This window comes from Burkholderia sp. Ac-20353, assembly GCF_017104785.1.
GTDB lineage: Bacteria > Pseudomonadota > Gammaproteobacteria > Burkholderiales > Burkholderiaceae > Burkholderia.
This window is the reverse complement of sequence record NZ_JAAGPL010000018.1, coordinates 54,042-79,959: the sequence shown is the minus strand read 5'-3', so window position 1 is coordinate 79,959 and position 25,918 is coordinate 54,042. Positions and strand designations below refer to the sequence as shown.

24 protein-coding genes and 1 pseudogene are annotated in these 25,918 nt (G+C 67.5%); 12 read left to right on the top strand and 13 right to left on the bottom strand.

Annotated elements, in window-relative coordinates; genetic code table 11:
* The 3 genes from G3N94_RS09300 to G3N94_RS09290 form a co-directional block, all read left to right on the top strand.
* Positions 1–442, top strand: a 442-nt coding sequence (locus G3N94_RS09300) for a histidine phosphatase family protein (protein ID WP_205792090.1), incomplete at its 5' end; no start/stop codon positions are given.
* Positions 443–503: 61 nt separating this feature from the next.
* Positions 504–1,160 (top strand): VC0807 family protein, encoded by a 657-nt coding sequence (locus tag G3N94_RS09295; protein ID WP_205792089.1) that lies wholly within the window; start codon positions 504–506, stop codon positions 1,158–1,160.
* Between the two features lie 166 nt (positions 1,161–1,326).
* Entirely contained in the window at positions 1,327–2,196 is an 870-nt protein-coding gene (locus G3N94_RS09290) for a CPBP family intramembrane glutamic endopeptidase (RefSeq protein ID WP_241021710.1), read from the top strand.
* A gap of 76 nt (positions 2,197–2,272) precedes the next feature.
* Here G3N94_RS09290 and G3N94_RS09285 read toward each other — a convergent pair whose 3' ends face one another.
* The 4 genes from G3N94_RS09285 to G3N94_RS09270 form a co-directional block, all read right to left on the bottom strand.
* Entirely contained in the window at positions 2,273–2,944 is a 672-nt protein-coding gene (locus G3N94_RS09285) for a MarC family protein (RefSeq protein ID WP_205792087.1), read from the bottom strand.
* A 166-nt stretch (positions 2,945–3,110) separates the two neighbouring features.
* Entirely contained in the window at positions 3,111–3,914 is an 804-nt protein-coding gene (locus G3N94_RS09280) for an enoyl-CoA hydratase-related protein (RefSeq protein WP_205792086.1), read from the bottom strand.
* A gap of 89 nt (positions 3,915–4,003) precedes the next feature.
* Positions 4,004–5,326, bottom strand: coding sequence for a phenylacetate--CoA ligase PaaK (paaK, locus tag G3N94_RS09275; RefSeq protein ID WP_205792085.1), 1,323 nt, complete (start codon positions 5,324–5,326; stop codon positions 4,004–4,006).
* 55 nt (positions 5,327–5,381) lie between these two features.
* Positions 5,382–6,938: a 3-hydroxyacyl-CoA dehydrogenase gene (locus G3N94_RS09270; protein ID WP_205792084.1), complete on the bottom strand. Its 1,557-nt coding sequence runs from the start codon at positions 6,936–6,938 to the stop codon at positions 5,382–5,384.
* A 573-nt stretch (positions 6,939–7,511) separates the two neighbouring features.
* On the opposite strand from G3N94_RS09270, the gene G3N94_RS09265 reads away from it, so the two are divergent.
* Complete coding sequence (locus tag G3N94_RS09265) at positions 7,512–8,600, top strand: ionic transporter y4hA (protein ID WP_205792083.1); 1,089 nt, start codon at positions 7,512–7,514, stop codon at positions 8,598–8,600.
* Positions 8,601–8,677: 77 nt separating this feature from the next.
* On the opposite strand, the gene G3N94_RS09260 is transcribed toward G3N94_RS09265, so the two are convergent.
* Both G3N94_RS09260 and G3N94_RS09255 read right to left on the bottom strand, forming a co-directional pair.
* A complete protein-coding gene (locus G3N94_RS09260) occupies positions 8,678–9,811 on the bottom strand; it encodes a transporter substrate-binding domain-containing protein (RefSeq protein WP_205792082.1) in 1,134 nt (377 codons plus the stop codon).
* A 20-nt stretch (positions 9,812–9,831) separates the two neighbouring features.
* Positions 9,832–10,602 (bottom strand): hypothetical protein, encoded by a 771-nt coding sequence (locus G3N94_RS09255; protein WP_205792081.1) that lies wholly within the window; start codon positions 10,600–10,602, stop codon positions 9,832–9,834.
* Positions 10,603–10,612: 10 nt separating this feature from the next.
* Between G3N94_RS09255 and G3N94_RS42935 the strand changes: the two genes are divergently transcribed.
* Positions 10,613–10,741 (top strand): hypothetical protein, encoded by a 129-nt coding sequence (locus G3N94_RS42935; protein ID WP_277398530.1) that lies wholly within the window; start codon positions 10,613–10,615, stop codon positions 10,739–10,741.
* Between the two features lie 539 nt (positions 10,742–11,280).
* On the opposite strand, the gene G3N94_RS09250 is transcribed toward G3N94_RS42935, so the two are convergent.
* Positions 11,281–12,189: a LysR substrate-binding domain-containing protein gene (locus G3N94_RS09250; protein ID WP_205792080.1), complete on the bottom strand. Its 909-nt coding sequence runs from the start codon at positions 12,187–12,189 to the stop codon at positions 11,281–11,283.
* 109 nt (positions 12,190–12,298) lie between these two features.
* Positions 12,299–13,267, bottom strand: a complete 969-nt coding sequence (locus tag G3N94_RS09245; RefSeq protein WP_205792079.1) for a LysR family transcriptional regulator — start codon at positions 13,265–13,267, stop codon at positions 12,299–12,301.
* A gap of 348 nt (positions 13,268–13,615) precedes the next feature.
* On the opposite strand from G3N94_RS09245, the gene G3N94_RS09240 reads away from it, so the two are divergent.
* The 4 genes from G3N94_RS09240 (at position 13,616) to G3N94_RS09225 (ending at position 17,729) form a co-directional block, all read left to right on the top strand.
* Positions 13,616–14,794, top strand: coding sequence for an HPP family protein (locus tag G3N94_RS09240; RefSeq protein WP_205792078.1), 1,179 nt, complete (start codon positions 13,616–13,618; stop codon positions 14,792–14,794).
* Between the two features lie 131 nt (positions 14,795–14,925).
* Positions 14,926–15,339, top strand: a complete 414-nt coding sequence (locus tag G3N94_RS09235) for a helix-turn-helix domain-containing protein (protein WP_205792077.1) — start codon at positions 14,926–14,928, stop codon at positions 15,337–15,339.
* Between the two features lie 20 nt (positions 15,340–15,359).
* Positions 15,360–17,153, top strand: a complete 1,794-nt coding sequence (locus G3N94_RS09230; RefSeq protein ID WP_205792076.1) for a chloride channel protein — start codon at positions 15,360–15,362, stop codon at positions 17,151–17,153.
* A 243-nt stretch (positions 17,154–17,396) separates the two neighbouring features.
* Positions 17,397–17,729: a hypothetical protein gene (locus tag G3N94_RS09225; RefSeq protein ID WP_205792075.1), complete on the top strand. Its 333-nt coding sequence runs from the start codon at positions 17,397–17,399 to the stop codon at positions 17,727–17,729.
* 143 nt (positions 17,730–17,872) lie between these two features.
* Here the strand turns inward: G3N94_RS09225 and G3N94_RS09220 are convergent, their stop codons facing one another.
* Together G3N94_RS09220 and G3N94_RS09215 are read right to left on the bottom strand one after the other, a co-directional pair.
* The gene (locus tag G3N94_RS09220) at positions 17,873–18,193 is read right to left on the bottom strand and encodes a pyrimidine/purine nucleoside phosphorylase (RefSeq protein ID WP_006478890.1); all 321 of its coding nucleotides are present in this window, start codon (positions 18,191–18,193) and stop codon (positions 17,873–17,875) included.
* A 133-nt stretch (positions 18,194–18,326) separates the two neighbouring features.
* Positions 18,327–19,229, bottom strand: coding sequence for a LysR substrate-binding domain-containing protein (locus G3N94_RS09215; RefSeq protein ID WP_205792074.1), 903 nt, complete (start codon positions 19,227–19,229; stop codon positions 18,327–18,329).
* A 228-nt stretch (positions 19,230–19,457) separates the two neighbouring features.
* On the opposite strand from G3N94_RS09215, the gene G3N94_RS09210 reads away from it, so the two are divergent.
* The 3 genes from G3N94_RS09210 to G3N94_RS09200 all read left to right on the top strand — a co-directional run bounded on the left by G3N94_RS09210 (position 19,458) and on the right by G3N94_RS09200 (position 22,852).
* Complete coding sequence (locus G3N94_RS09210) at positions 19,458–20,639, top strand: M20 aminoacylase family protein (RefSeq protein WP_205792073.1); 1,182 nt, start codon at positions 19,458–19,460, stop codon at positions 20,637–20,639.
* Between the two features lie 53 nt (positions 20,640–20,692).
* Positions 20,693–22,015 (top strand): MFS transporter, encoded by a 1,323-nt coding sequence (locus tag G3N94_RS09205; RefSeq protein ID WP_205792072.1) that lies wholly within the window; start codon positions 20,693–20,695, stop codon positions 22,013–22,015.
* 294 nt (positions 22,016–22,309) lie between these two features.
* Positions 22,310–22,852, top strand: coding sequence for a cysteine hydrolase family protein (locus G3N94_RS09200; RefSeq protein WP_205792071.1), 543 nt, complete (start codon positions 22,310–22,312; stop codon positions 22,850–22,852).
* A gap of 15 nt (positions 22,853–22,867) precedes the next feature.
* On the opposite strand, the gene G3N94_RS09195 is transcribed toward G3N94_RS09200, so the two are convergent.
* From G3N94_RS09195 to G3N94_RS09185, 3 genes and pseudogenes are all read right to left on the bottom strand, one after another.
* On the bottom strand, positions 22,868–23,971 hold the full coding sequence (locus tag G3N94_RS09195; protein ID WP_205792070.1) for a porin: 1,104 nt from the start codon (positions 23,969–23,971) through the stop codon (positions 22,868–22,870).
* Positions 23,972–24,027: 56 nt separating this feature from the next.
* Positions 24,028–24,487, bottom strand: a pseudogene (locus G3N94_RS09190) (DoxX family protein).
* Between the two features lie 143 nt (positions 24,488–24,630).
* Complete coding sequence (locus G3N94_RS09185) at positions 24,631–25,917, bottom strand: cytochrome c (RefSeq protein WP_205792068.1); 1,287 nt, start codon at positions 25,915–25,917, stop codon at positions 24,631–24,633.
* Between the last annotated feature and the right edge of the window lies 1 nt (position 25,918).

The window sequence follows — 25,918 nt, the reverse complement described above, 5'->3', positions numbered from 1 at the left end:
CGCGACGGTGCTGTGCGGCCCGGCACGGTGCGCGCGGCAGACTGCCGACGCGCTGGCACTGCACGCACGCGTCGAGCCGGCGCTCGCGGATATCGACTACGGCCGCTGGTGCGGCCGGCGGCTTGCCGACGTCGCGCGCGACGCGCCCGGGGATCTGCACGCGTGGATCACCGATCCGTCCGCGTCGCCGCATGGCGGCGATTCGTTCGACGCGCTCCGGTGCCGGATCGGCGCGTGGCTCGACCGGCTGCCGTCGACGGGCGACGTGATCGCGATCACGTCGGCACCGGCGATACGCGCGGCGCTCGCGCATGCGTCGCGCGCCGCATCGGAGAGCGCTTGGCGCACCGACGTCGCGCCGCTGTCGGTGGTCAAACTGTCGCGCGATGCGCGGCAATGGTTCGTAATGGCCAGCGACACGCGCGCCACAAGCCATGATTGAATGTCCGATATACTGGATTGCACGTGATTCGCGTCCGAACCCATCTCCGGGAATGTCTGCTGTGAAACCGCGAGCCGGCCTGATTCTCGAACTCGCCGTCAACCTGCTGTTGCCGTGGGCCGCCTATCGCGTCGCGCAGCCGCATTTCGGCGAAGCCGGCGCGCTGTACGCGTCGGCGATCCCGCCCGTCCTCTGGACCATCTTCGAATTCGTCCGCGCGCGCCGCATCGACGCGGTGAGCGTCGTCGTGCTGCTCGGCATCGCACTGTCGATCGTCGCAATGGCGCTCGGCGGCGGGCCGCGCGCGCTGCTGATGCGCGAATCGCTCGCATCGGGCGCGATCGGCGTCATTTTCCTGCTGTCGCTGGTGCGCGAACGTCCGCTGATCTTCTATCTCGCGCGCGCGACCGTGGCCCGCGAAATGGCCGGCGGCGCCGAGCGCTTCGAAGCGGTGTGGGACGAGCAGCCCGTGCTGCGCCAGACGCTGCGCCTGATGACCTTCGTGTGGGGCGCCGGCATGACCATCGAAATGCTGGTGCGCTGCTGGATGGTCGCGAACTGGACGGTCGAGCGCGTGCTGGTGTTGTCGCCGATCATCGGCTATTCGGTGTTCGGCGGCCTGCTGATGTGGACGTTCTGGTACCGGCGGCGGATGCGCACGCGCAACAGCGTCGACATCCCGACCCGCGACGGCGTGACCGAAGCCGCCGGACGTTGACGGCTGGTCGGCTGGTCGGCTTGCCGGCTGGTCGGCTAACCGGCCGTCTGGCTCGCCGGCTGCCAGGATTGCCCGCTGCCCGAATTGCCAGCACAGCATTGCGGCGGAAGCCGGATCCCCATCCTGTATGATGCGCGGCGTCTCGTCCGACGAAAGCCCGCCGCCCATGCCCTTCTCCTCGTCCCTGCCGTTCACGGCGACCTGGATTGCCCTGTTCGCCGCCGCGGCACTCGCGTGGGTCCGCCCGCTGCGCGCCGCCAGCCTGATCCTCGCCGCGCTCGGCTATGCGGGCGCGCTGGTGCTCGGGATGCTCGCACCGCTCGCACTGGCACCACTGGCCGCGCTCGCGCTGGCAGCTTGGGGCGTGTCCGCCGCGCGCCCGCCCGCGGCACGCACCGCCGCGCATGTCGCGTTCGTCGCGCTCGCGATCGCGTTGAGCCTGCATCTGCTGCCCGGCTTCCATAATCCGCGTGCGATCGGCCCGATTCGCTTCACGCCGGATGCCGTGCCGTTCACGATGTACCTGAATCTCGACAAGCCGCTCGCCGGCCTGTGGCTGCTGTGGGTGTTGCCGTGGATCCGACCGGCGGTCCCGCTGCCGCACGCGGTACGCACGGGCATCGTCGCCGCGCTCGCGACGTCGGCCGCGTGCCTCGCCGGCGCGGTCGCGCTCGGGACGGTCGGCTGGGCGCCCAAATGGCCGGCGTCGGGCTGGCTGTGGCTCGCGAACAACCTGCTGTTCGTGACGCTCGCTGAGGAAACGCTGTTCCGCGGCTATCTTCAGGGCGGCCTGACGCGCGTGCTCGGCCGGTTCGCGTGGGGACCGTGGGCGGCGCTGGCCGTGAGCGCCGCGCTGTTCGGCGCGGCCCATGCGGCGGGCGGCTGGCAATGGATCGTGCTCGGCACGGTGGCCGGCGTCGGGTATGGCCTTGCGTACCGCCGCGGCGGGCTGTTCGCGGCCGCGCTCGCGCACGCGGGGCTGAATATCGTTCACTTCGGGCTGTTCACCTACCCGATGCTCGCCGTCGCGCATTGATGCGCGACGCAGCCTGCTTCCCGGGCGGGTCGCCTTGGCCCACGCGGGCCTCGCCCGGGCACGGAAAGCCTGGGTTTTATTTGATCTGGTCGGCGATCGGCTGCAGGAATTCGGAGAAGCCGGTCAGCATGATCTGCACGCCGACGCACAGCAGCAGGAACGCGGACACGCGCATCGCGACCTTGGTGCCCTCGGTGCCGAGATAGCGCGCGAGCAGCGCCGCGCGGCTATACGTCAGCCAGATCACGACCGCGACGAGCACGGACACCGCGATCGACACGATGCTCGACAGCATGAATTCCGACAACTTGTGCGTGCGGTTCGCGTTCAGTGCGATCGCGGTCGCGATCGAGCCGGGACCGGTCGTCAGCGGCACCGTCAGCGGGAAGAACGCGCGCGTCATGATCGCGTTCGCGTCGATCGGCTTGACCGGCGTATCGCCGCCACCCGGCACGTCGGGCTCGTTCAGCATCCGCCAGCCCGACACCGCGACCGCGAAGCCGCCGCCGATGCGCAACGCTTCCAGCGAGATCCCGAAGAAATGCAGCACCGGCGTGCCGACGAAGAACGCGACGAGCAGCACGACGAACGAATTGAACGCGACCTTCTTCGCGAGGAGGTGCCGTTCCTGCTCGGTCAGCGACTCGGTGCGCTCCAGGAACAGGAAGGCAATGCCGATCGGATTGATGATGCCCATCAGGCCGGTGAAGCCGAACAGGATCTCGGAGACAAGACGGGTGACGATCATCGGGATGGGAACGGTCAGGGCAGAATCGGCGGCTTGCCGGGTCACGCATTGTAGAGCAACCGTCCCTGTTTGCGGGGTGCCCGGCGGGGTGCCTCAGCACCGCCCCGGGGCTTCGCGCGGCGGCAGTGCGCGCGGTGTGGGCGCGCCGCGCGCCGCCGCAGCCAACTTACTCTGCGCCCGGCTCCCAGGCCGGCGGCCGCTTCGCGAAGAACGCCGCGAAGCCCTCCTTCGCCTCGGCGGTCGCGCGCACGCGCGAGATCGTCTGCGCGGTGAACGCCGCGCGCTCGTCGGACGGAGGATACTCGCCGATCGCGTCGAAGAAGCGCTTGATCTCCATCAGCGCGCTCGGGCCGTTCCGGCTCAGTTCGGCGAGCGTCTTGTCGAGCGCGTCGTCGAGCGCGTCGAGCGGCACCGCCTGATGGATCAGGCCGATCTCGACCGCGTCGCGCGCGCTCAGCTGCGTCGCCGTCAGTGCGAGCCGGCGCGCCTGCCGCTGGCCGACCGCCTCGACGAGATACGGGCCGATCACCGCGGGCAGGATGCCGAAGCGCGCCTCGCTGACCGCGAAGCGCGCATGGTCGCTCGCGATCACGATGTCGCACGCGGCGCACAGGCCGACGCCGCCACCGAACGCGTGCCCCTGCACGCGCGCGACGGTCGGCTTCGGGCACTGCCGGATCGCCCGCATCATCGCGGCGAAGCGCTCCGCGTCGCGCAGGTTCGCGGCCGCATCGTTCGCGCTCGCGCGCTGCATCCACTGCAGGTCGGCGCCCGCGCAGAACGCGCGGCCGTCCGAGCGCAGCACGATCGCCCGCACGTCGTCGCGCGCGCCGAGCGCGGCGAACACGTCGGTCAGCTCGGCGATCATCGTCTCGTCGAATGCATTGAGCACGTCGCCGCGCTGCAGCGCGACGGTCGCGATGCCACGCGCATCGACGGCGACGGCCAGGGTCTTCAGTTCATCGAACATCAAGCAGGTTTCCTCGTATCTAACACGATCAAGCGACGCTCGAGCGTATTCAAGCGCGTTCATGCGTTTTCAAACGTGCAGCAACCGCATCACGCGGCGTGGCGCCGGTCGATCACGCGCTTGGCCTTGCCGGTCGCGGTGGCCGGAATGCCGCCCGCCGGCAGCACGGTCACGCCCGCGGACACGCCGACCATCGTCTTGATCCGGTGCTGCAGCTCGCGCGCGATCGCCTGGCGCTCGCCGTCCGTCACGCTCGCGCCGGCTTCGGAGCGCAGCTCGACCGCGATGTCGAGCCGGTCCATGTGGCCTTCGCGTGACACCGTCAGTTGATACTGGCCCGACAGCTTCGGCAGCGCGACGACCAGTTCCTCGATCTGGCTCGGGAACACGTTCACGCCGCGGATGATCAGCATGTCGTCCGAGCGGCCGGTGATCTTCGCGAGGCGGCGCATCGTACGCGCGGTCGGCGGCAGCAGCGCGGTGAGGTCGCGCGTGCGATAGCGGATCACCGGCATCGCCTCCTTCGTCAGCGACGTGAACACGAGCTCGCCCTCGCTGCCGTCCGGCAGCACCTCGCCCGTCACGGGATCGATGACTTCCGGATAGAAATGGTCTTCCCACACCACCGGGCCGTCCTTGGTCTCGACGCATTCGCACGCGACGCCCGGCCCCATCACTTCGGACAGCCCATAGATGTCGAGCGCATCGATGCCGACGCGCGTCTCGACTTCCTCGCGCAGCGCGCCGGTCCATGGCTCTGCGCCGAAGATGCCGATTTTCAGCGACGACTCGGCCGGATCCATCCCCTGCCGCACCATCTCGTCGATCAGGTTCAGCATGTACGACGGCGTGACGAGGATGATCTTCGGCTCGAAGTCGCGGATCAGCTGCACCTGCTTCTCGGTCTGCCCGCCCGACATCGGCACGACCATGCAGCCGAGCCGCTCCGCACCGTAATGGATGCCGAGGCCGCCCGTGAACAGCCCGTAGCCGAACGCGTTGTGCAGTGTGTCGCCGGGACGGCCGCCCGCCGCGCGGATCGAGCGCGCGATCAGGTTCGCCCACGTGTCGATGTCGCGCGCCGTATAGCCGACGACGGTCGGCTTGCCGGTCGTGCCGCTCGACGCATGCACGCGCACGACCTGGTCGCGCGGCACCGCGAACAGCCCGAACGGATAGTTGTCGCGGAAATCGGTCTTCGTCGAGAACGGGAATTTCGCGAGATCGGCGAGCGTCTTCAGGTCGTCCGGATGCACGCCGGCCGCGTCGAACGTGCGGCGGTAGTGCGGAACGTTGTCGTACGCGTGGCGCAGCGACCACTTGAGCCGCTGCAGCTGCAGCGCCTGGAGTTCGTCACGGCTGGCGGTCTCGATCGCGTCGAGCGCGGCCATCGGGTGCGTCGGGGCAGTCATCGGGGTGCTCCTCCAATGGAGTGATGTCGTTATCGTGATCAGGGAAAAACTGTGGTCAGGACCGGAACGCGCGGCCGGCCGCGTGCAGCGCGGCGATACGCGGCGACACGCGATAGCGGTCCTCGCCGTAGCTGGCGGCCAGGTGCGACAGCACGCGATGGACGCGGGCGATGCCGATCGCGTCCGCCCACGCAAGCGGGCCGCACGGATAGTTGACGCCCTTTTCCATCGCGAGATCGAGATCGGCGGGCGAGCACACGCCCTGGTTCACCGTGTCGGCCGCTTCGTTCGCGAGCATCGCGACGGTGCGCATCACGATCATGCCCGGCACGTCGGCCAGGCCGACGACGCGAAAGCCCGCCTGCTGGAACAGGCCGACCGCGTCCGCATATGCGGCGTCGCTGCACTGGAGCGCGCGCGTCAGCGCAACGAGCCCGGCCTGCGCGTAGTCGCGCGCGAGGTCGACGAGCACGAGATCGGCGATGCCCGTCTGCGCGGCGCGCGCGGTCGCCGTGCGGCCGTCGGTCAGCGCGATCGACGCGCGGCCCGCGGTCGCGAGCAGGTCGTCGGGATCGGCATCCGCCTGTCGCGCGCCGGCGATACGCTCGGCGAAGCGCGCATGCAACGCGGCGGCCGGGCCGGCCTGCGCATGCAGCGTGACGCCGGCGGGCGCGTCGCGATCCGGCTCGACGTCCGGCGCCGGCGGCGCCGCGCCATCCGCATACGAATAGAAGCCACGCCCCGACTTGCGACCCAGGAAACCGGCGTTGACGAGTTCCTGCTGGATCAGCGACGGCGTGAAGCGCGGGTCGTTGAAGTACGCGCGGAACACCGATTCGGTCACCGCGAAGTTCACGTCGTGGCCGATCAGGTCCATCAGCTCGAACGGCCCCATCCGGAAGCCGCCCGCTTCGCGCATCACCGCGTCGATCGACGCCGGCGCGCCGCCCTGCTCGTTCAGCACGCGCAGTGCCTCTGCGTAATACGGCCGCGCGACGCGGTTCACGATAAAGCCCGGCGTCGACTTCGCAATCACGGGCTTCTTGCCCCACGCGGCGGCGGTGTCGTACAGCACCTGCGCAACCTCGGGCGCGGTCGCGAGCCCGCAGACCACCTCGACGAGCGCCATCAGCGGCGCCGGGTTGAAGAAATGCAGGCCGGCGACGCGCTGCGGCACGCGCAGACCGGCCGCGATCGACGTGATCGAGATCGACGACGTATTGGTCGCGAGCAGGCATGCGTCGTCGACATGGCGTTCGAGCGTCGCGAAAATCTCGCGCTTCACGTCGAGTCGCTCGGCCGCCGCCTCGACGACCAGCGCGGCCGGCGCGAAGTCCGCGAGCGCACGCACCGCGCTCACCCGCTGGCCCGCAGCCTCCGCCTGCGCCGGATCGAGCCGGCCTTTCTCCGCGAGTCGCGCGAACTGCGCGCGGATGCCGGCCAGCGCGTTGTCGCAGGCCGCCTCGTTCAGGTCGTACAGCAGCACCGTGTGGCCCGCGGCCGCCGCGACCTGCGCGATCCCCGCGCCCATCGCGCCGGCGCCGATCACACCAATGACCGCGGCCGGCGCCAGCGCGCCTGATTTCACCGATTGTGCAGAGGAAACAGCCATCGCTTGCGATCCGTCAGGAAGTGGGAATGCGGCCGATTATAAACCGACCGGTCGGTAGATTTATGTCAGGGTGAGCCCGAATTCGTCGTGTAAAACACCGTTACCGAATCCGTAACGACAAAAAAATGAAAATTCTCGGGCACTTTTTTGTGACCGAAAGGTCTACGTAAGCATTCGATTTCAGGTTAGTGGTGCGCAAACGCCTGATAAAATCCGGCAAACCACCGGAAATTCAGGGAGACCCGCGTGCCACGCTGCCCTTGCCGCGCATCGTTGCCCACCCTTCCGGGGTCGGAACGTGATCGCCGGCTAACTCACCAGGCAGCGATTCCGCCCCGTTTCCGGCGGCCAGTCGAATCGAACCGGCTCGCCACGACGGGCGCCACGCGTCGGGCTTCGGCCCGCCCGCGCCACCCGCTGCCACCGCCACCTCGCGGCGGCGAGCCAACGCGGCGCATTCCCGCGCCACGGTCTGTCAGCACCATCACCCTCGTTCGGCGGGATTCCCGGCCGGGCTTCGTCCAACCCGTGGCCGCCCGTCGCGCGCCGCCACTCGAATAAGGAAAACCCACCATGCCGCTCTCGTCCAATACGCTCCCGCGCTGGACCCTCTGGGCTCCGCTTGCCGCCTGGCTGGTACTCGCGCTGTCGCGCGCCGTGCCGGCCGAAGGCCTCGTCATCGCGCTGTTCGCGGCCGCGCTCGCCGGCGCCGTGTTCGCAGCCGTCCACCATGCCGAAGTCGTCGCCCATCGGGTTGGCGAACCGTTCGGCACGCTCGTGCTCGCGGTCGCCGTGACCGTCATCGAAGTTGCGCTGATCGTGTCCGTGATGCTCGGCGCGGGTCCCGAGAAATCCGGCCTCGCGCGCGATACGGTGTTTGCCGCGGTGATGATCATTTGCAACGGCATCGTCGGCCTGTGCCTGCTGGTCGGCGCCTGGAAACACGGCGAGCAGGACTTCCAGGGGCGTGGCGCGAGCAAGGCGCTCGCGGTGCTCGCGTCGCTGTCGGTGCTGTCGCTGGTGATGCCGAACTACCTGAGCGCCGCCCCCGGCCCGCTGCTGTCGAAGTCGCAGCTCGCGTTTGCCGGCGTGTCGTCGCTGGTGCTGTACGGCGTGTTCGTGTTCGTGCAGACCGTGCGCCACCGCGACTACTTCCTCGCGTCGCACGACAGCGCGAACGAATCGGTCCACGCAGTGCCGCCGAGCAGCAAGACGGCGCTGATCAGTCTCGTGATGCTGTTCGCGAGCCTCGTCGCGGTCGTGCTGCTCGCGAAGCTGCTGTCGCCGGCGGTCGAGCATGCGGTGTTCCAGCTCGGCCTGCCCGAGGCCGCGGTCGGCATCGTGATCGCCGCGCTCGTGCTGCTGCCCGAAGGGCTCGCGGCCGTCACCGCCGCGCGGGCTAACCGCCTGCAGACCAGCATGAACCTCGCGCTCGGCTCGGCGCTCGCGAGCATCGGGCTCACGATCCCGACGGTCGCCGCGGTGTTCATCTGGGTCGGCCAGCCGCTGACGCTCGGCATCGGCGCGATGGAAACCGTGCTGCTGTCGCTGACGCTGCTGGTCAGCACGCTGACGCTCAGCCAGGGGCGCACGACCGTGCTGCACGGCGTCGTCCATCTGTCGCTGTTCGCCGCGTACCTGTTCCTGTCGATCACGCATTGACGCCACCCGACGCCCGGCGCGCCATCAGAAATCGTAGAGGTGCGCCGGGTTGTCGATGATGGGCGTGCCGCGGCGTCTCACCTGACCGGAATGACGAGATGCTGGCCGGCGAGGATCAGGTTCGGATTGGCGAGGTTGTTGCGGCGCTGGATCTCGCGATAACGCTGGCCACTGCCGAGCTTGCTGGCCGCGATCAGGTTGAGCGTGTCGCCCGCCTTCACCACGTACACGTGCTCGCCGGACGCGGCCGCGGTCGTCACCGCCTGGTCGCTGACGAAGTACTTGCGCAGCAGCTCGAGATACTGCGGCGACTGCTTGAGCTTCGCGATCGCGGCGTTCAGGTAGATCAGCAGGTCCTGGTCGTCGGCCCGCACGCCGATCTTGTACGCGATGTTCGACCCGTCGAGCTTCGTGACCGCGAACTTGAGATCCGTGCCCTTGATCGAGCTCACCGCGAACGGATAGTCGTAGATGAACGCGTCGACCGTGTGGCCATCGAGGCTCTTCGCGATGAACGCCGGATCGGCATCGTCGACTTCGACGAACCGTACGTTCGGATACTGGCGCGTGACGAACGCACGCACGTCAGGGTCGCCCTTCAGGATGCCGACGTTCTTGCCGGCCAGATCATCGGGCGAGCGGATCGCGGAACCCTGCCGGACGATCAGCGAATAGCCGAAATCGTCGACGTACGGCACCGAATAGACGACGCCCGACGGCGTGTTGTCCGGAAACGTCAGGCCGTCCATCGCGACGTCGACCACATGGTTGCCGCCCGCATCGGTGTCGAGCAGTTGCTTCGGCACCCCCGGATACGTGTCGACCTCGTGACGCGTGTCGACGACGATGGGCTTGCCGCCGTGCGAGAACGACGGATCCGAGAACAGCAGCTGCGCGAATTCGACGTTGAAGCCGTGCGGCGTGCCCTTGTCTTCACCGAAGAACGGCTCGCTCGGATTCTGCACCGAGACCCTGACGACACCGTTTTCCGCGATCGATTTCAGCGTGTTGGCCTGCGGCTTGAAGCCGGCCGGCAGCACGTTGCCGGTCTGCGCGGGCGGCACCGGCTGGCCGCTGCCGTTCGCCTGCACCGACGTGGCGGACGGTGCCGCATCCTGCGCGGGCGCCAGCTTCGGCAGGCCGCCCTGACGCACGAACCAGATACCGACGAGCACCACCAGAAACGCTACTGCGCCGAGAAGTTTTTTCATGTTCGCGTGCCTGCAGGAAGTTATTGTTGTTTCGACGGCAATTGGGCGGGGTTCGGTGCTTCAAGGCCGTGCGCGCGATTGCCGTCGATTGCGGCCTGCTGCTGCGCCTGCTTGACTTCGGGGTTGTCCATCAGCGACGTCTCCATCTCGGAGAACGCCTTGTTCACCGAGCGCATCACCGAATCGACGGCCACGTCCGTCTTGATCTGCTCGAACGTGTCGGCGGTCTGCCGGCCCGCAAGCTTGTTCATCTGCTGCGCGGCCTGCGACATGTCCCACATCGCCTTCGCACGGTCGATCGCCGACGCGAAATTCTTCAGCTCGTTCTGCACCTGCTTGTAGCGGCTCTCGCGAAACGCCAGCAACTGCTTCATCGTGTCGAGCTGTGCCCTGAAGCGCGGTGCGTCTTCCGGGTACTGCTTCTCGAACTGCTCGGTCTTGTCCGCGAAGTTCTTCACCTCGGTGCGGAACGCGGTGATGCTGTCCGCGAACTTCTGCGCCGCCTGACGCTTTTCCGCAAGCTGGTTGATCAGCGTCTCGATCGGATTGGCCTGCGCCTCCTCGACCATCATTTTGACCTTCTGGTTCGCGAATTTCATCGCGACGACCGGCGCGAAATAGATCGCGCCGAGCCCGACCACGGCCGCGGTGATCAGCGCGACCATGCCTTTCAGCACGAACAGCGCGGCGGGTGCCGCGATCGCGACGCCCGCGATGATGATCGCCCACTTGACCAGCGCTGCCTTGCGATTCCCCGAACTGCCGGTTGCTTCATTTGAAACTTGCGACATGAGTTTCTCCTTGAACCTCGAACTGAACTGCGTTTTCTTTCTGTTTCAAGCTCAATCGAAATGCTTCGGACTCGGTGGCGCCCGCTTCGTCAACGAGCGGCCGCCGTCGGGCGAGGACGTGCGCCGGCCGACGTCATGACATGCCGGTGTACGCACCGCCGAGGATGCGTGGATGGGAAGAAGCGGATGATGCGATGCGGCGATCCGGGCCGGGGTTGCCTGCTGCCGATGCCCGGCGCTGCAATGGTACCGGGACACAGTACGAAAGGTACGAAAGCGGATGACGGATACGTGACGCGATCTGCGTCGGGTGGACTGCATTCCCGGTGCGCCGCTGCGGCCGGGACTGAACTAACGATTCGAATGCGTTCGAGTACGTAGGGCTCATCGTTGTTTTTCTGCGCGTCGCGGATGCGGGTGTCGCGCGGCCGGCGCGTCCCGTTCCAAATGCACGAACGTATCGTGCGCCGAGCGGCAGGGACGCGTCAAGCGGTCGGCGCAATGCATGCCGCGCGTGCGTTTTCGCGACCTTCCCGGCTTTTGCAGCTTTTGCAGCTTTTGCAGCTTTCAGACTGGAAGAATCCGGTTCGACCTCGCACGCGTCGCTCGGTCAGGATGCCTTGGCATTCCTCCACGCCAAGCTTCCAGGATGAAAGCTTGCCACGCCGCGCCGGCGGTTCACGACGTGCCCGCGTTCGCGCTTTCCGCGAGAAACCGCTCGACCATCGCGTTGAATACCGGCAGCGCCGGATTGTCGTTGTCGGTGCGCCATGCGAGATACAGCTCGGCCGCGACATCGACGCCCGCAAGCGGACGGAACACCACGCCGCCAACGTGCAGTTCGCGCGCCGATGCCGGCACGAGCGCCGCGCCGAGCCCCGCGCGCACGAGGCCGAGGATCGTATGTGTCTGTCCGACGTAATGCAGGTAGTTCGGCAGCCGGCCCGCGTTCGCGAATATCCCGGAGATCATGTCGTGGAAATACTTGCCCTCGTTCGGCGAATACGCGATGAACGGCTGGCGGTCGAGATCGTCCGGGCCGATCCGCTCGCGCGCGGCGAGCGCCGTGCCGTCCGCGACCGCAACGAGCAGCGGCTCGCGCTGCACGAGCCGGTATTCGAGCGGCTGCCGCGCAGCGCGCTGGCGTACGAAACCGGCGTCGAGCATCCGCGACACGAGCGCGTCGATCTGCACGGTCGACACCATCTCGCGCAGTTCGACGTCGACATCGGGCAGCGCATGCGCGGCGTGCGCGAGCAGCATCGGGATCATCCGGTACGCGCTGACGGCCGTGAAACCGAGCGTGATCCGCCCCGCCTCGCCGCGCGCGACACGCTGCGCGGCCTGCTCCGCCCGCGCGGAGAACTCGAGGATGTGCTGTGCATCGCGCAGGAAGCGCTCGCCGGCCGCGGTCAGGCTCACCTGCCGGCTGCTGCGCTCGAGCAAAGAGATGCCGAGCGCGTGCTCGAGCAGCTGGATCTGCCGGCTGAGCGGTGGCTGCGTCATGAACAGCCGCCTGGCTGCGCGGCCGAAATGCAGCTCTTCGGCCACCGCGACGAAGCAGCGAAGCTGATGCAGTTCAATCATTTACAGGTCGTATTGATCGAGCAAGCTCGGCAAACTCGTCGACGACGCGGCGCTCGCGCACGCTCGCCGACGGCACGATCGCGGGCGCCGGGCGCCCGCGCATGCAACGTCAGGCGCGCATGCGGCCGGTCGGCGTGTGCTCGACGGTCAGGCGGTCCAGTTCACGCAGATCGTTTTCCAGCGCAGGAGTGAGCGTCGTGCGCAGGTGATCGAGGAAGGTCCGGATCTTCGCGTCGAGATAGCGGCGCGTCGCGTACACCGCGTAGACGCTCAGCGTCTGCAGCCGGTACTCGGGCAGCACGCGGATCAGCCGGCCCTCGCGGATGTCGTCGAGCACCGTATACAGCGCGACGCACGCGATCCCGCGGCCCGCCCGCACGGCAACGCACAGCGCGTCCGGCACGTTGACCTGGAACGGCCCCGGCGGCAGCTCGTACACCTGCTCGTCGCCGTCCTTGTGCTCGAGCCGCCATTCGCCGGCCGGCGTCGCCGGCGTGTCGAGCCGCAGGCACGTGTGGTTCGGCAGGTCCTCCGGCGTTTGTGGCGTGCCGTGCCGCGCGAGATATTCGCGCGACGCAACGAGCACGCTGCAGCTCGTCCCGCAGGTCTGCGCGACATAGCCCGAATCCGGCAGCTGCGACGCGGTCACGATCGACACGTCGTAGCCCTCCTCGACGAGGTTCGGCATCCGCTGCGCGAGCGTCAGCTCGACCGACACGTCCGGGTTGTCCTCCTGATAACGGACAATCGACGACACGACGTGGCTCTGCCCGAGGCCCGTCATCGCATGGATGCGCATCTTGCCGGACGGCCGCAGCAACGCGTTGCGCGCCTCCGCGTTCGCATAGTCGATTTCCTCGAGGATCGATTTCGCGCGCTCGAAATAGCGCTGGCCGCTTTCGGTGAGGCCGAGGTGCCGCGTCGTGCGATGCAGCAGGCGCGTCTGTACGTGCGCTTCGAGGTTCGAGACGGCGCGCGACACCTGTGCGGTGGTCGCGTCGATCTCCTTCGCGACTGCGGTGAAACTGCCGGCTTCGACAACGCGCACGAACAGGCGCATGTTTTCGAGCATGTCCATTGAATAGGCTTCGGGAAAGTAGGTGGGAAAGGCGTCGGCGGGGCTCGCGTCAGATGGGGGACGGAACACTGCCGGGGGCCACGCCGAGCCGATCACCAAGCCGGGAGGAAGGTGGGAAATCGGGCATCGCGTGCGTGGTCCAGGAGTTCGGGAAGTTTCTGCTGGCCGAATTGTACGCCGCTGCAGACAAAAATGGGCTGAAACGACCGTTCGCCAGCCCGGAGCGTACCGGACGGTTAATGCGTCGCATGTCCACAACACGTTGATGCGATGCGACATTTTGTATCACAACGAGATATAATCGCGGCTCCCCGACTCGCGCGTGCCCCTCTTTTCGTCATACGTTCCATGTCGTCCGGCTCCCTTCCGTCTCGCCGCACGTTGCGGCAATGGCTGCACAGCTTCGTCCCGCTTCCCATGACCCTCGGCTGGCGCGAGCGCCTGCGCTCGTGTGCGGGCGCGCTGGTCGGCATCGCGACGGTCGGTTTCACGATGAAGGTCGTGCCGGGCGTGCCGGGCCTCGTGCCGCTGCTGGTCGCGCCGATGGGCGCATCGGCGGTGCTGTTGTTCGCGGTGCCGGCGAGTCCGCTCGCGCAGCCTTGGTCGATCATCGGCGGCAACCTGGTGGCCGCGACGGTCGGCGTCGCGTGCGCGCATTGGATTGCCGATCCGATCACCGCGGCGGCGCTCGCGGTCGCATGCGCGATCGGCGGGATGTTCGCGCTACGCTGCGTGCACCCGCCGTCGGGCGCCGTCGCGCTGACGGCCGTGCTCGGCGGGCCGGCCATCCACGCGCTCGGCTTCGGCTTCGTGCTCGAGCCGATCGCGCTGCAATCGGCGATCCTGCTGTCGGCCGCGCTCATCTATCACGCACTGACCGGCCACCGCTATCCGCACGGCGGCGTGCGCGCCGACGCGAAACCGCAGGCCGGCGGCGCAAAGGCGCCGTCCCGCGGCGGCTTCACGCGCGAGGATCTCGACGCGGTGCTCAAGCGCCGCAGCGAATGGCTCGACGTCGATCCGGACGATCTCGAAGCGCTGCTGCGCGAAACCGAGATGCAGGCGTATGCGCGCACGTTCGGCCAGCTCACCTGCGCAGACCTGATGACGAAGCACGCGATCAGCGTCGCGCCGTCGTCGTCGGTAACCGCCGCGCTCACGCTGCTCGACCGGCATCGCGTGAAGGCGCTGCCCGTCGTCGACACGGACGAGCGCCTCGTCGGCATCGTCACGCGCGCCGACCTCACACGCCAGTCGCGCCGCCCGACGCCGCTGTGGCAGCGCCTGTCCGCGCGCCTGCCGCAATCGATCGGCGGCCAGCCCGCGAGCGTCCACACGGTGATGAGCCGCGACGTCGCGTCGGTGCCGCAGTCGATGCCGCTCACCGCACTCGTGCCGCTGTTCACGCACTCCGGCCACCACCACATTCCGGTCGTCGACGCATCGCGCCGGCTCGTCGGCATCATGACGCAGACTGATCTCGTCACGGGGCTGTACCAGCAGACGCAGATGCTCGAAGCCGCATAACAGGGGCTCGAGGACTGCAATAACCCCGGCCGCACGCCGCCGCGCCGCATGATCCGCGACGGCGCCGCGCGCCGATTTATATCACGTTGTGATATATTTGCGCGTTACCGTGACCGACTTACCGAACGAAGATGACCGATTCCCGACGCGCGCTAAACAAGTCCGACTTCCAGCAGCTTTCCGAATTCCGCTACCAGATGCGCCGCTTCGAGCGCTTCTCCGAGCGCGCCGCGCAGAGCGAAGGCGTGACGCCGCTGCAATACCTGCTGCTGCTGCACATCAAGGGCTATCCGCACCGCGAATGGGCGACCATCGGTGAACTGGCGGAACGCCTGCAGGCGCAGCACCACGGCGTCGTCGCACTCGTGTCGCGCTGCGAGGCGCTCGGCCTCGTGAAGCGCAAGCCGAGCGAGACGGATCGCCGCCAGGTCGAGGTGCATCTCGAGCAGGCCGGCGAAACCTTGCTCGCGCGCCTCGCCGCGATGCACCGTACCGAACTGAAGTCGCTCAAGGGCGCCTTCCAGGTTCCTCAACTCGATTACTGACTCTTGCTTTCGCCACACCGATGAATGCCCCGCACAAACGCGATTTCGCGACCAACGACCGCCTGCCCAGGATAGCGCTGCTCGCCGCCGTGATCGGCGTGCTCAGCACACTCGCGGCATTCGTGCTGTTGAGCCTGATCCACCTGTTCACGAACCTGTTCTTCTTCCAGCAGTTTTCGTTCGCCGACCGCTCGCCCGCGGGCAATACGCTCGGCGCGTGGGTGATCGTGGTGCCGGTGATCGGCGGGCTGATCGTCGGGATGATGGCGCGCTTCGGCTCCGAAAAGATCCGCGGCCACGGCATTCCCGAAGCGATCGAGGCGATCCTGTTCGGCAAGAGCCGGATGTCGCCGAAGGTCGCGATCCTGAAGCCGCTGTCGTCCGGCGTCGTGATCGGCAGCGGCGGCCCGTTCGGCGCCGAGGGGCCGATCATCATGACGGGCGGCGCACTCGGCTCGTTGCTCGCGCAGTGCGTGAAGGTCACCGCCGCCGAGCGCAAGACGCTGCTCGTCGCGGGCGCCGCCGCCGGCATGACCGCCGTGTTCGGCACGCCGGTCGCCGCGGTGTTGCTCGCGGTCGAACTGCTGCTGTTCGAATGGCGCCCGCGCAGCTTCCTGCCCGTCGCGCTCGCCTGTGCCGTGGCCGGCTTCGCGCGCGCGCTGTTCTTCGGCGTCGAGCCGCTGTTTCCGCTGACGACCGCCGCGCCGTCGCCGGTCGCGCTGCTGTCGTGCGTGGTCGCGGGGCTGCTGTCCGGCATGCTCGCGTGCGGGCTGTCGGCCGCGCTCTACCGCGTCGAGGACACGTTCGCAAAGCTGCCCGTGCACTGGATGTGGTGGCCCGCGCTCGGCGCGATCGTGATCGGCATCGGCGGCTGGCTCGAACCGCGCGCGCTCGGCGTCGGCTACGACGTGATCGGCGACCTGCTGCACCAGCACATCGCACTGAAAATCGCACTCGTGCTGCTGATCGTGAAGGCCGTGATGTGGGTGATCGCGCTCGGCTCGGGCACGTCGGGCGGCGTGCTCGCCCCGCTGCTGATGCTCGGCGCGGGCCTCGGCACCGTGCTGTCGCCGGTGCTGCCAGGCGGCGACCCCGCGCTGTGGCCGCTCGTCTGCATGGCCGCGACGCTCGGTGCGACGCTCGGCGCGCCGCTGACCGCAATCGTGTTCGCATTCGGCCTCACGCACGATACGAATGCGCTGCTGCCGCTGCTCGCGGCGACGCTGATCGCGCACGGCTTCGCGACCGTCGTGATGAAGCGCTCGATCATGACCGAGAAGATCGCGCGCCGTGGCTATCACATCTATCGCGAATACGGCGTCGATCCGCTCGAGCGGCATGACGTCGCCGAGGTGATGACGCCTGCCGACGCGATCATCACGATCGACGCTGCGGCAACGCTCGAGTACGTCGAAACGCAGTACTTCGGCACGAAGCAGACGCACCGCGCCTATCCGGTCGTGCAGAACGGCCGCCTGCTCGGCGTCATCGATCGTGCGCAGCTCGACGCGCAGCGTGCGCAGTACACGCCCGATACGCCGGTCGCGAACCTGCTGTCCGATCGCGCGCCTTCGGTCGCGCTCGCGCACGAGACCTGCCGCCTCGTCGCGACACGTCTCGCGGTGCTCGGCCTCGAACGTCTGCCGGTCGTCGACGATGCGCAGTCGCTGCACCTCACGGGCCTCGTATCGCGCAGCGATCTGATCAAGCCGGCATTGCAGCACTTCGACGAAGAGCACAAGCGCGAGCGCTTCCGGCCGATCATGCCGGCCAATACGCGCCGACGCCTCGGTTCCCCGCACAAGGCCGGCTGATCCGGCCAGCCCTCTCGTTGCTGCCGGCGCCCGCCGGCAGCGTCACCGATCTCCGGAACGTTCACGCGTGCGATCGCGATCGCGAACGTGTCGCATGCGTTGCGCGCAGCACCGGATCCACCGTTTGGCAAGCGTCTTAACATCTTGTTTCGGAATCGCCGGAACCCGGTTCGAACGATGCGATCTCACTTGTGCAGTACTGCTGCGCATCCCACTCATCAATCACGACCCGAGGGAGATAACGTGAAATACTTACCGCTCATCGCATTGACCGTCGCAATTTCTGCTCACGCGGCCGATCCGTCGCCTGCCGTGCAAAACGTGGGACAAAGCCAGAAACCCGCTCAGGAAGTGTCGGCATGTATCGCGAAGACCTGGGCAGATAAATCCCAGCAGCAGGTCGTCTCGCAGAACGTGCTCGCGAACGGCCTCGCAACCGACGTCTACGCGCCGGGCCAGCAACCGCCGAACGGCGCCGCCGCGATGATCCGCCCGGCGCAGACCGCCAGCGCGAAGACGTGGGTCGGCCTCCGCGGTGCGGGCGCCGATGCCGGCGACATCAACGCCTGCCTGTAACGCATCGTTCGGACGGCCTCGCGCCGTCGTCGACGACACGAGCCCCGCGTTGCGCGGGGCTTTTCATATTGACGGCCAACGCGCTTTACTGCACGCAACGTCGGCCAGATGCCGGCGCGGCGCAGCAGCGCGCGCCGACGTCGTCACAGATAGCTGCAGACGTAGTCGAGCGTTTCCAGCACTTCGATGTCGAAGCGGCTCTTGCCCGGCACCGAGAACGACTCGCCCGCGCCGTAAGTCTGCCATTCGCTGCTGCCATCGAGCTTCACGCGGCACTTGCCGGCCTGCACTTCCATCAATTCGGGCGCGTCGGTGCCGAAATTGAGCGCGCACGGCAGGATCACGCCGAGCGTCTTGCGCGTGCCGTCCGGAAACAGCACGGTGTGCGATACGCACTTGCCGTCGAAGTAGACGTTGGCTCGCTTGACGACCGACACGTTGTCGAATTGGGTTGCACTGGTCATGTGACGCCTCTGAAAGCTGGAATCTGATTTTCGATGTTGTTGGAGATCGGCCGACATCGCCGGCCGGCCGTAATCATACCGGCTCGCGGGCGTCGCGCCGAAATCGCGTGTTGCCCGGAGGTCGCCCCCCCGTTCACCGCAACCCCTTCCGCCGCGCGGAATCGCGCAGGCAGTCGAGCAGCATCGACGCGGCCGGCGTGAGCGGACTGTCGCGTCGCGTGATGACCTGCACGGATACGGCCGGCAGCCGTTCGCGGATCGGCAGCACCGCGAACCTGTCGCGCGCCCAGTCGACATCGAGCAATTGTTCCGGCATCGACGCAAGCAGATCGGAACCCGTCATCAGACTGTGCGCAAGCCCGAAGCTCGGGCACTCGACGATCCGCGCGGGCACCGGCAGCCCGTTCGCGACGAAACAGTTGAACAGCACCTGCGTCGAGCTTTCCGGCGACGGATTCATCAACCAGTCGGCATCGACGAGATCGGCGAGCGACGTGGCCGATGCGAGCGGATGCCCTTTGCGTGCGACGATCAGCGAGCGGCTCGAATAGAGTTCCGCGTGATCGAACTCGGCCGCGAGCAGCTCGGGCACGACGACCGCCACCGCGAAATCGAGCGAGCCGTCGTGCAGACGCGGCAGCGCGACGCCCGGGAAACCTTCGACGAGACTCACGCGGGCGACCGGGAAGCGCTGGCGAAACGCGCGGAACGCGTCGGGCAGGATCGTCACCGCGGCGGCCGGCGTGATCGCGGCCGCGACGGACCCCGTCATCGCGCCCTGTGCCTGTTCGATGTCGTCGCGCGCACGCTGCATCTCGGCGACGATCAGCCGCGCGCGCACCTGGAGCTGCTGGCCGAAGCCCGTCAGTTGCACGCCGCGCGCGGTACGCACGACGAGCGATACGCCGAGCGCGATCTCCAGTTCCTTGACCGCCTTGGTCAGGGCCGCCGGCGATACGTTCAGGCGCCGCGCAGCCGCGCGAATGCTGCCCTCCTCCGCGACGGTGACGAACGCTTTCAGCTGATGATATTTCATGGCAACGCGCGTGATTCGTGGAAACCCGAATGCCCGTCGCAGGCTTCCGATCAGGGTGTTCCCTAGCGGCAACCGGCGGTGAGCACCAAAGCAATTTATCAGCTTATGGTGCGCGAAAGAAATTTATATGCTTCGACGTCATATGCGCGTCAATCGGTTCAAGACAAAGGGTCCAAGTCAAAGGGCCCAAGCCAAATGCCCCAAGTCACGCGCCCCACAGGAGACAACATGCAGCCAGCGAACCCCGTCATCCCCGGCATCGCCGCGATCGCACCCGACCTGATCGACGTGCGCCGCCGGATTCACGCGCATCCCGAGCTGGCGTTCGAGGAAACGCTGACGAGCGATCTCGTCGCCGAACTGCTCGCCGGCTGGGGCTACGAAGTGCATCGAGGCCTCGGCAAGACGGGTGTCGTCGGTGTTCTGCGCGAGGGCCAAGGCACGCGCACGATCGGCCTGCGTGCCGACATGGACGCGCTGCCGCTCGCGGAAGCGACGGGCCTGCCGTATGCGAGCCGCCATGCGAACAAGATGCATGCGTGCGGCCATGACGGCCACACTGCGATGCTGCTGTGCGCGGCGCGGCATCTCGCGGCGACGCGCCGGTTTTCCGGCACGCTGAACCTGATCTTCCAGCCCGCCGAGGAAAACTTCGGCGGCGCGAAGGCGATGATGGACGACGGCCTGTTCGACCGTTTTCCGTGCGACGCGATCTTCGCGATCCACAACATGCCGGGCCGCGCGGCCGGCGACATGGCGTTCCGCACAGGTGCCGCGATGGCGTCCGCCGACCGCGTGACGATCACGCTGCGCGGTGTCGGCGGCCACGGCGCGATGCCGCACTTTGCGCGCGACCCGATGTCGGCGGCCGGCAGCATCATGGTCGCGCTGCAGACGATCGTCGCGCGCGAGGTCGACGCGCAGCAGGCGGCCGTGATCACGGTCGGCAGCGTGCAGGCCGGCGAGACCTTCAACATCATTCCCGAGACCGTCGTGATGAAGCTGTCGGTGCGTGCGCTCAGCGCCGACGTGCGCCAGCTGCTCGCGCGCCGCATCGACGCGCTCGCGAAGGGCCAGGCCGAAGGCTTCGGCGTGACGGCCGACGTGCAGTACGACTATGGCTACCCCGTGCTCGTCAACCACCCGGAGCCGACCGCGTTCGCGACCGACATCGCGCGCCAGATGCTCGGCGCCGAGCGTGTCGAGGCCGATGCCGCGCCGCTGATGGGCAGCGAAGATTTCGCGTTCATGCTCGAAGCGCGCCCCGGCTGCTATGCGTTCATCGGCAACGGAATCGGCAGCAAGGGAGGCTGCATGGTGCACAACCCCGGCTACGACTTCAACGACGACATTCTCGCGATCGGTGCGAGCTACTGGGTCCGCGTCGCCGAAGCCTGGCTCGCGGCCTGACGGTCCTTCATCACGGTCCTTCATCACGCAGTCTCGCGTTCATCGGGAGCTCCATGGAAACGTCCGCCCTCAATTTCGCCGGCACGCCGGTCGACGCGCGTGCAGCCGCAAAGAAACGCCGCCTGATCGCCGCTGCCGCGGTCGGCAATGCGCTCGAGTTCTACGACTTCACCGTCTACAGTTTCTTCGCAATCCTGATCGGCAAGCTGTTCTTTCCGGTGCACTCGTCGTTCGGCCAGCTGATGCTCGCGGTCGCGAGCTTCGGCGTCGGCTTCGTCACGCGGCCGCTCGGGGGGCTCGTGATCGGCATTTACGCGGACCGCGTCGGCCGCAAGCGCGCGATGATCGCGACGCTGCTGCTGATGGCGCTCGGCACCGCGACGATCGCGGTCGCGCCGACCTACGCGCAGATCGGCATCGCGGCGCCGCTGCTGCTCGTGCTCGCACGCCTGCTGCAGGGCTTTGCGTCGGGCGGCGAAGTGGGCGCGTCAACGACGCTGCTGATCGAACAGGCGCCGCAACATCGCCGCGGCTTCTACGCGTCGTTCCAGTTCTCGAGCCAGGGGCTCGCCGCACTCGCGGGCGCATTGACGGGCGTCGCGCTGACGTCGACGCTGAACGCCGCGCAACTCGAAAGCTGGGGCTGGCGCGTGCCGTTCGTCATCGGCACGCTGTTCGTGCCGATCGGCTACTGGTTGCGTCATACCGTCGAGGAGGTGCCGGCTGCAACGCCCGCAAAGCCCACGCAGCAGGAAAAGGTCGCGTCGCTGCCGCTTGCGGACGTGCTGCGCCATCACGGCAAGGCCGTGTTCGCGGGGCTCGGCGTCACGATCGGCGGCACGTCGATCCACTACATCATCGTGTTCTACATGGCGATCTACGGCGTGCATGTTCTGCATCTGCCAACCTGGCTGTCGATGACGGCCGGCTGCGTCGCCGGCGCGATCCTGATGCTAGTCACGCCGATCGGCGGCCACCTGTCGGACGTGTACGGCCGCAACCGGATCGTCTGGTGGACGCGCATCGTGCTGATGGCCGCGATCTACCCTGCCTTCATCGCGCTGAACCGCTGGCCGGGCGCCACGTCGCTGCTGTCGATCATCGCGGCGCTGTCCGTCGTGCACGCGATCAACATCGGCGCGACCGGCGCGATGCTCGGCGAACTGTTCCCGCGCGCGGTGCGAGCGACGGGCGGCGCGCTCGTGTACAGCGTCGGCGTCGCGATCTTCGGCGGCTTCGCGCAGTTCTTCGTCACGTGGCTGATCGCGGCGACGGGCAATCCCAATGCGCCCGCGTGGTATGCGATCGGCTGCGGCGTGCTGACGCTGCTTGCGCTGCGCTGCATGGACGAGAAGGCGGGGAAGTCGCTTGATTGATGTTGGGTGACCAGTCGGCGAATGGCGATTGGTGATTAGCGGCTGGCGGCTGGCGGCTGGCGATTGCCGCCCGTTCGCAGCGATCCAGCAGTTGACGCCAGGCCGCCGCCCCCTGCATGATCGCATGCATGCACAACGCCCCGATCCTCGTCACCACCACGCGCACGACCGCCTTCGGCGGGCCGTGAGGCGAGTGCACGCAAGGTCGTAGCGTCACCCTTCCCCAAGGCCCCGCCGGTTCCGGACGGGGTCTTGTCGTTTCTCCGTCCCGACCGGTCATTCAGGAGAAACGCAATGTCCGAAGCTGTCCCACCGAAGCGCGCACTGCTGATCGTCGACATGCAGGTCGGGTTGTTCCATGGCCCCGACCGGCCGCACGACGGCGAACGCGTGCTCGCGAACATCAACCGTTTGATCCGCGCGGCACACGACGCCGGCGCGCCGGTTTTCGTCGCGCGCCACGTCGGCCCGGCAGGTTCTCCGCTCGACCCGAACGGGCCACTCACGCCGCTGCTGCCCGAGCTCGACCTGGACCTGGCGTGCGATATCGTCTTCGACAAGATGCGGCCGAACTGCTTCGCGGGCACCCAACTCGCCGAATGGCTGCACGCCGCCGGCGTGCATGAGATCGTGATTGCCGGGATGAAGACGCAGTACTGCATCGACACGATGTGCCGCGCGTCGGCCGATTTCGGCTTCCGCGCGGTGCTCGTCGCCGACGCCCATACCTGCATGGACACGCCGGCACTGTCGGCCGAGCGCATCGTCGCGCATCACAACGCGACGCTGGACGGACCGTTCGCGACGCTGACGACGACCGATGCGTGCACGTTCTGATCCGGCAAGCGCCGATCAGAAGTTGTGCATCATCCCGACATACGCGCCCGTCTGCGACTCGCCCGCCAACGGGCTCGTGTTCGGGCTTGCGTCGCGCGGCGTCGCCAGCAGCGAGAAGTTCGAGTTGCCGCCGTTACGCACATACGCGACGGTGCCGTACAGGAACGTGCGCTTCGACAGGTTGTAGGTCGTGCCGAGCACGTACATCATCGCGTGCCCCGACGGATCGTGCGACGCATCGCTGCCGCCGTCGCCGACCTTCACGTAGTAGCCGCCGCCCGTCACCGCCCATTGCGGGTTCGCGGTCCAGGTCGCGCCGAGCCAGTAGTGATCGGCGCGATCGGGAACGCCCGCGGGGCTGTCCGGCGCCTGGTAGTGCGTATACGCACCCTGGATCTTGAACTGCGACACCTTCACGTTCGCGCCGACGAAGTATTCGCGCGAGCTCGAGAAGATATTGCTGAACTTGCCGTTGCGGTCGCGCAGCTCGTCGTAGATCCCGCGCACGTCGAACAGCGGCGAGTGATACGAGATCATGATCCCGTCCGAGCGGCCGAAATCGTCCGGCGCGCCGTAGTTGAAACCGCGCGACTGGTTGCCGAACGCATACTGCGCCTGCACGTCGAAGCCGCCGATCACCGGGCTGTGATATTCGACGTTGTTGCTGGTCTGCTGCCAGTTACGCCCGCGCACGAGCGACGCCGACGAAAACGCCTGCTGCACGAACGGGTCGAATTCCCACACGCCGTCGCTGTCGATGAACAGGTTGCGGCCGGCCTGCAGCTGCCCCCACGTATTGCTCTTCAGGCCGACATACGCACGCCGCGACCACATGCGCCCGCCGCCCGTCGTGCCGTTCATCACCTGAAATGCGGTTTCCAGGTCGAACACCGTCGACAGCCCGCCGCCGAGATCCTCGAAGCCCTTCAGGCCGAACATGCTGGTGCCCCAGTCGCCGCCCTCGGCGCTGAAGCGCGTCGCGCTGCCGTTCGGCGTCGCGATGTGGTTCAGGTATTCGACGCCGCCGTCGATCCGGCCGTAAAGCGTCACGCTCGTCTGCGCGACAGCGGCCGCGGGCGCGGCCGCCGCCATCAGCAATGCGAAGTGTTTGAGTCGCAAGGTATTGCCCCCTCGTTATCTTGACCATACGACGCGCGCCCCATGCGCGCGCCCGGTCAGTCGCGATCGATCGAAAAACGCCCGGGGCCGGCCGCGCAGAGCGCAAGCAGGCCGCCGGTGACCGCGATGTTCTTGTAGAAATGAATCATGTTGTTCATCTGTTCGGCGCCCGTCATCGTCCAGAACGGGTGGCCGATCAGCGCGGTGCCGACCGTGTAAAGCGCGAGCAGCAGCGCGAGCGGCCGCGTGTAGAACCCGACGAGCAGCGCGATGCCGACGACGAGCTCCATCACGACGGCGATCGCGGCCGAGATGATCGGCGCAGGCGCACCCTCCTTGCCCATGAACGCGATCGTGCCGGAGAAATGCATGAGTTTCTGCCAGCCGAACGGGATGAACAGGATGACGATCAGGATGCGGGCAAGCAACAGCAGCACGTCGCGTCGAGACGCGAAAAACGATTGGCTCGGTGTCATGGTGGTCGATCAACGAAGGGGATGCGCGGCGGCCGCGCATCCGCGTGTCAACGAACCAGGACAGGCGGCGGCGACACCGCCCGTCCCGCTCTGCAACAACCGCATCGGGCGCCGCCCGATGTGCTGCGCGCCCTCCTCTCGAGTAAGTATGCTGCCCGCCGTCGCGCGCCGCGCCACGTCAAATCAACGCAGCTTCGCGACGTCCTGCTCGGTCACCTTCGCGCCCGGATTGCCGAACTGTCCGGTCAGGTAGTTCGTCAGCGCGGCGATCTGCGCATCCGACAGCTCGTGGCGGAACGCCGGCATCCCGACATCCTCGCTGCCGGCCTTGCGCTGCACGCCGTTCAGGATCACCTGCACGAGGTTGGTCGGATTCGACGCACCGACCGTCGAGTTGTGGAACAGCGACGGATAGTAGCCGTCCGGCGTGCCCTTGCCCTGCATCTGGTGACACGACGCGCAGTTGCCGAGATAGAGCCGCGCCGGATCGATGCCCGACGCCGCAAGCGCGACGCCGCGCAGCCGCAGGCCGTCCTCGGCGGGCTTGCCCCACGCGGAACGCGGCTGCTTCACGCTGCTGTCGGCAACGGCCGGCACCGTGCGGACGTACGTCGCGATCGCGCCGATGTCCGCGTCGGTCATCTTCGAGAAGCTGTGCTCGACCGCCTCGGCCATCGGGCCGGCCGCCTGCGCGACGCCCGGCACGCTGCCGGTGCGCAGGTACTGCGCGAGCTGCGCTTGCGTCCAGCCACCGATCCCCGCATTCGCGTCCGACGTGATGTTGTAGCCGTCCCAGCCCGCGAGCAGCGAACCCGACAGGAAGCTGCCGCCCGTCTCGTCGAGCGACTTCTCCTGCATCGCGAAGCCGCGCGGCGTGTGGCACGTGCCGCAGTGCGCGAGACCCTGCACGAGATACGCGCCACGGTTCCACTCGACGCTCTGCGACGGCTTCGGCTCGTACGCGCCTTCCTTGAAGAACAGCCAGTTCCAGATCTTCAGCGGCCAGCGCATGCTGAGCAGCGCCGGGATCTCGTTCTTCGGCGGCGTCTGGCTGACCGGTTCGACGCCGTGCGTGAAGTACGCATACAGCGCCTTCACGTCGTCGTCGTTGATCTTCGCATATGACACGTACGGCATCGCCGGATACAGGTTGTCGCCGTTCTTCGACACGCCGTGCCGCAGCGCACGCTCGAAATCCTCGAACGTCCATTTGCCGATGCCGGTGTCCGGATCGGGCGTGATGTTGCTCGTGTAGATCTTGCCGAGCAGCGGCACCGGCATTCCGAGGCCGCCCGCGAACGGCTTGCCGCCCTTCGCGGTGTGGCACGCCATGCAGTCGCCGGCAACCGCCAGGTATTCGCCGCGCTTCACGAGCGCCGCATCGGCACTGCCGGACGCGTCGTCGGCGCGGGCCAGGCCGGGCAACGCGAGGCAGCCGGCCACGAGGAAGGTGAGAGTATGTTTCAGCACG

What these genes read in the sequence shown, in the direction of transcription:
- G3N94_RS09265 (WP_205792083.1), top strand. Translation starts at nt 7,512, where the DNA reads ATGCCGCTCTCGTCCAATACGCTCCCGCGCTGGACCCTCTGGGCTCCG.
- G3N94_RS09260 (WP_205792082.1), bottom strand. Translation starts at nt 9,811, where the DNA reads ATGAAAAAACTTCTCGGCGCAGTAGCGTTTCTGGTGGTGCTCGTCGGT.
- G3N94_RS09200 (WP_205792071.1), top strand. Translation starts at nt 22,310, where the DNA reads ATGTCCGAAGCTGTCCCACCGAAGCGCGCACTGCTGATCGTCGACATG.
- G3N94_RS09245 (WP_205792079.1), bottom strand. Translation starts at nt 13,267, where the DNA reads ATGGACATGCTCGAAAACATGCGCCTGTTCGTGCGCGTTGTCGAAGCC.
- G3N94_RS09220 (WP_006478890.1), bottom strand. Translation starts at nt 18,193, where the DNA reads ATGACCAGTGCAACCCAATTCGACAACGTGTCGGTCGTCAAGCGAGCC.
- paaK (WP_205792085.1), bottom strand. Translation starts at nt 5,326, where the DNA reads ATGACTGCCCCGACGCACCCGATGGCCGCGCTCGACGCGATCGAGACC.
- G3N94_RS09285 (WP_205792087.1), bottom strand. Translation starts at nt 2,944, where the DNA reads ATGATCGTCACCCGTCTTGTCTCCGAGATCCTGTTCGGCTTCACCGGC.
- G3N94_RS09230 (WP_205792076.1), top strand. Translation starts at nt 15,360, where the DNA reads ATGAATGCCCCGCACAAACGCGATTTCGCGACCAACGACCGCCTGCCC.
- G3N94_RS09215 (WP_205792074.1), bottom strand. Translation starts at nt 19,229, where the DNA reads ATGAAATATCATCAGCTGAAAGCGTTCGTCACCGTCGCGGAGGAGGGC.
- G3N94_RS09270 (WP_205792084.1), bottom strand. Translation starts at nt 6,938, where the DNA reads ATGGCTGTTTCCTCTGCACAATCGGTGAAATCAGGCGCGCTGGCGCCG.
- G3N94_RS09205 (WP_205792072.1), top strand. Translation starts at nt 20,693, where the DNA reads ATGGAAACGTCCGCCCTCAATTTCGCCGGCACGCCGGTCGACGCGCGT.
- G3N94_RS09290 (WP_241021710.1), top strand. Translation starts at nt 1,327, where the DNA reads ATGCCCTTCTCCTCGTCCCTGCCGTTCACGGCGACCTGGATTGCCCTG.
- G3N94_RS09250 (WP_205792080.1), bottom strand. Translation starts at nt 12,189, where the DNA reads ATGATTGAACTGCATCAGCTTCGCTGCTTCGTCGCGGTGGCCGAAGAG.
- G3N94_RS09240 (WP_205792078.1), top strand. Translation starts at nt 13,616, where the DNA reads ATGTCGTCCGGCTCCCTTCCGTCTCGCCGCACGTTGCGGCAATGGCTG.
- G3N94_RS09280 (WP_205792086.1), bottom strand. Translation starts at nt 3,914, where the DNA reads ATGTTCGATGAACTGAAGACCCTGGCCGTCGCCGTCGATGCGCGTGGC.
- G3N94_RS09255 (WP_205792081.1), bottom strand. Translation starts at nt 10,602, where the DNA reads ATGTCGCAAGTTTCAAATGAAGCAACCGGCAGTTCGGGGAATCGCAAG.
- G3N94_RS09210 (WP_205792073.1), top strand. Translation starts at nt 19,458, where the DNA reads ATGCAGCCAGCGAACCCCGTCATCCCCGGCATCGCCGCGATCGCACCC.
- G3N94_RS09235 (WP_205792077.1), top strand. Translation starts at nt 14,926, where the DNA reads ATGACCGATTCCCGACGCGCGCTAAACAAGTCCGACTTCCAGCAGCTT.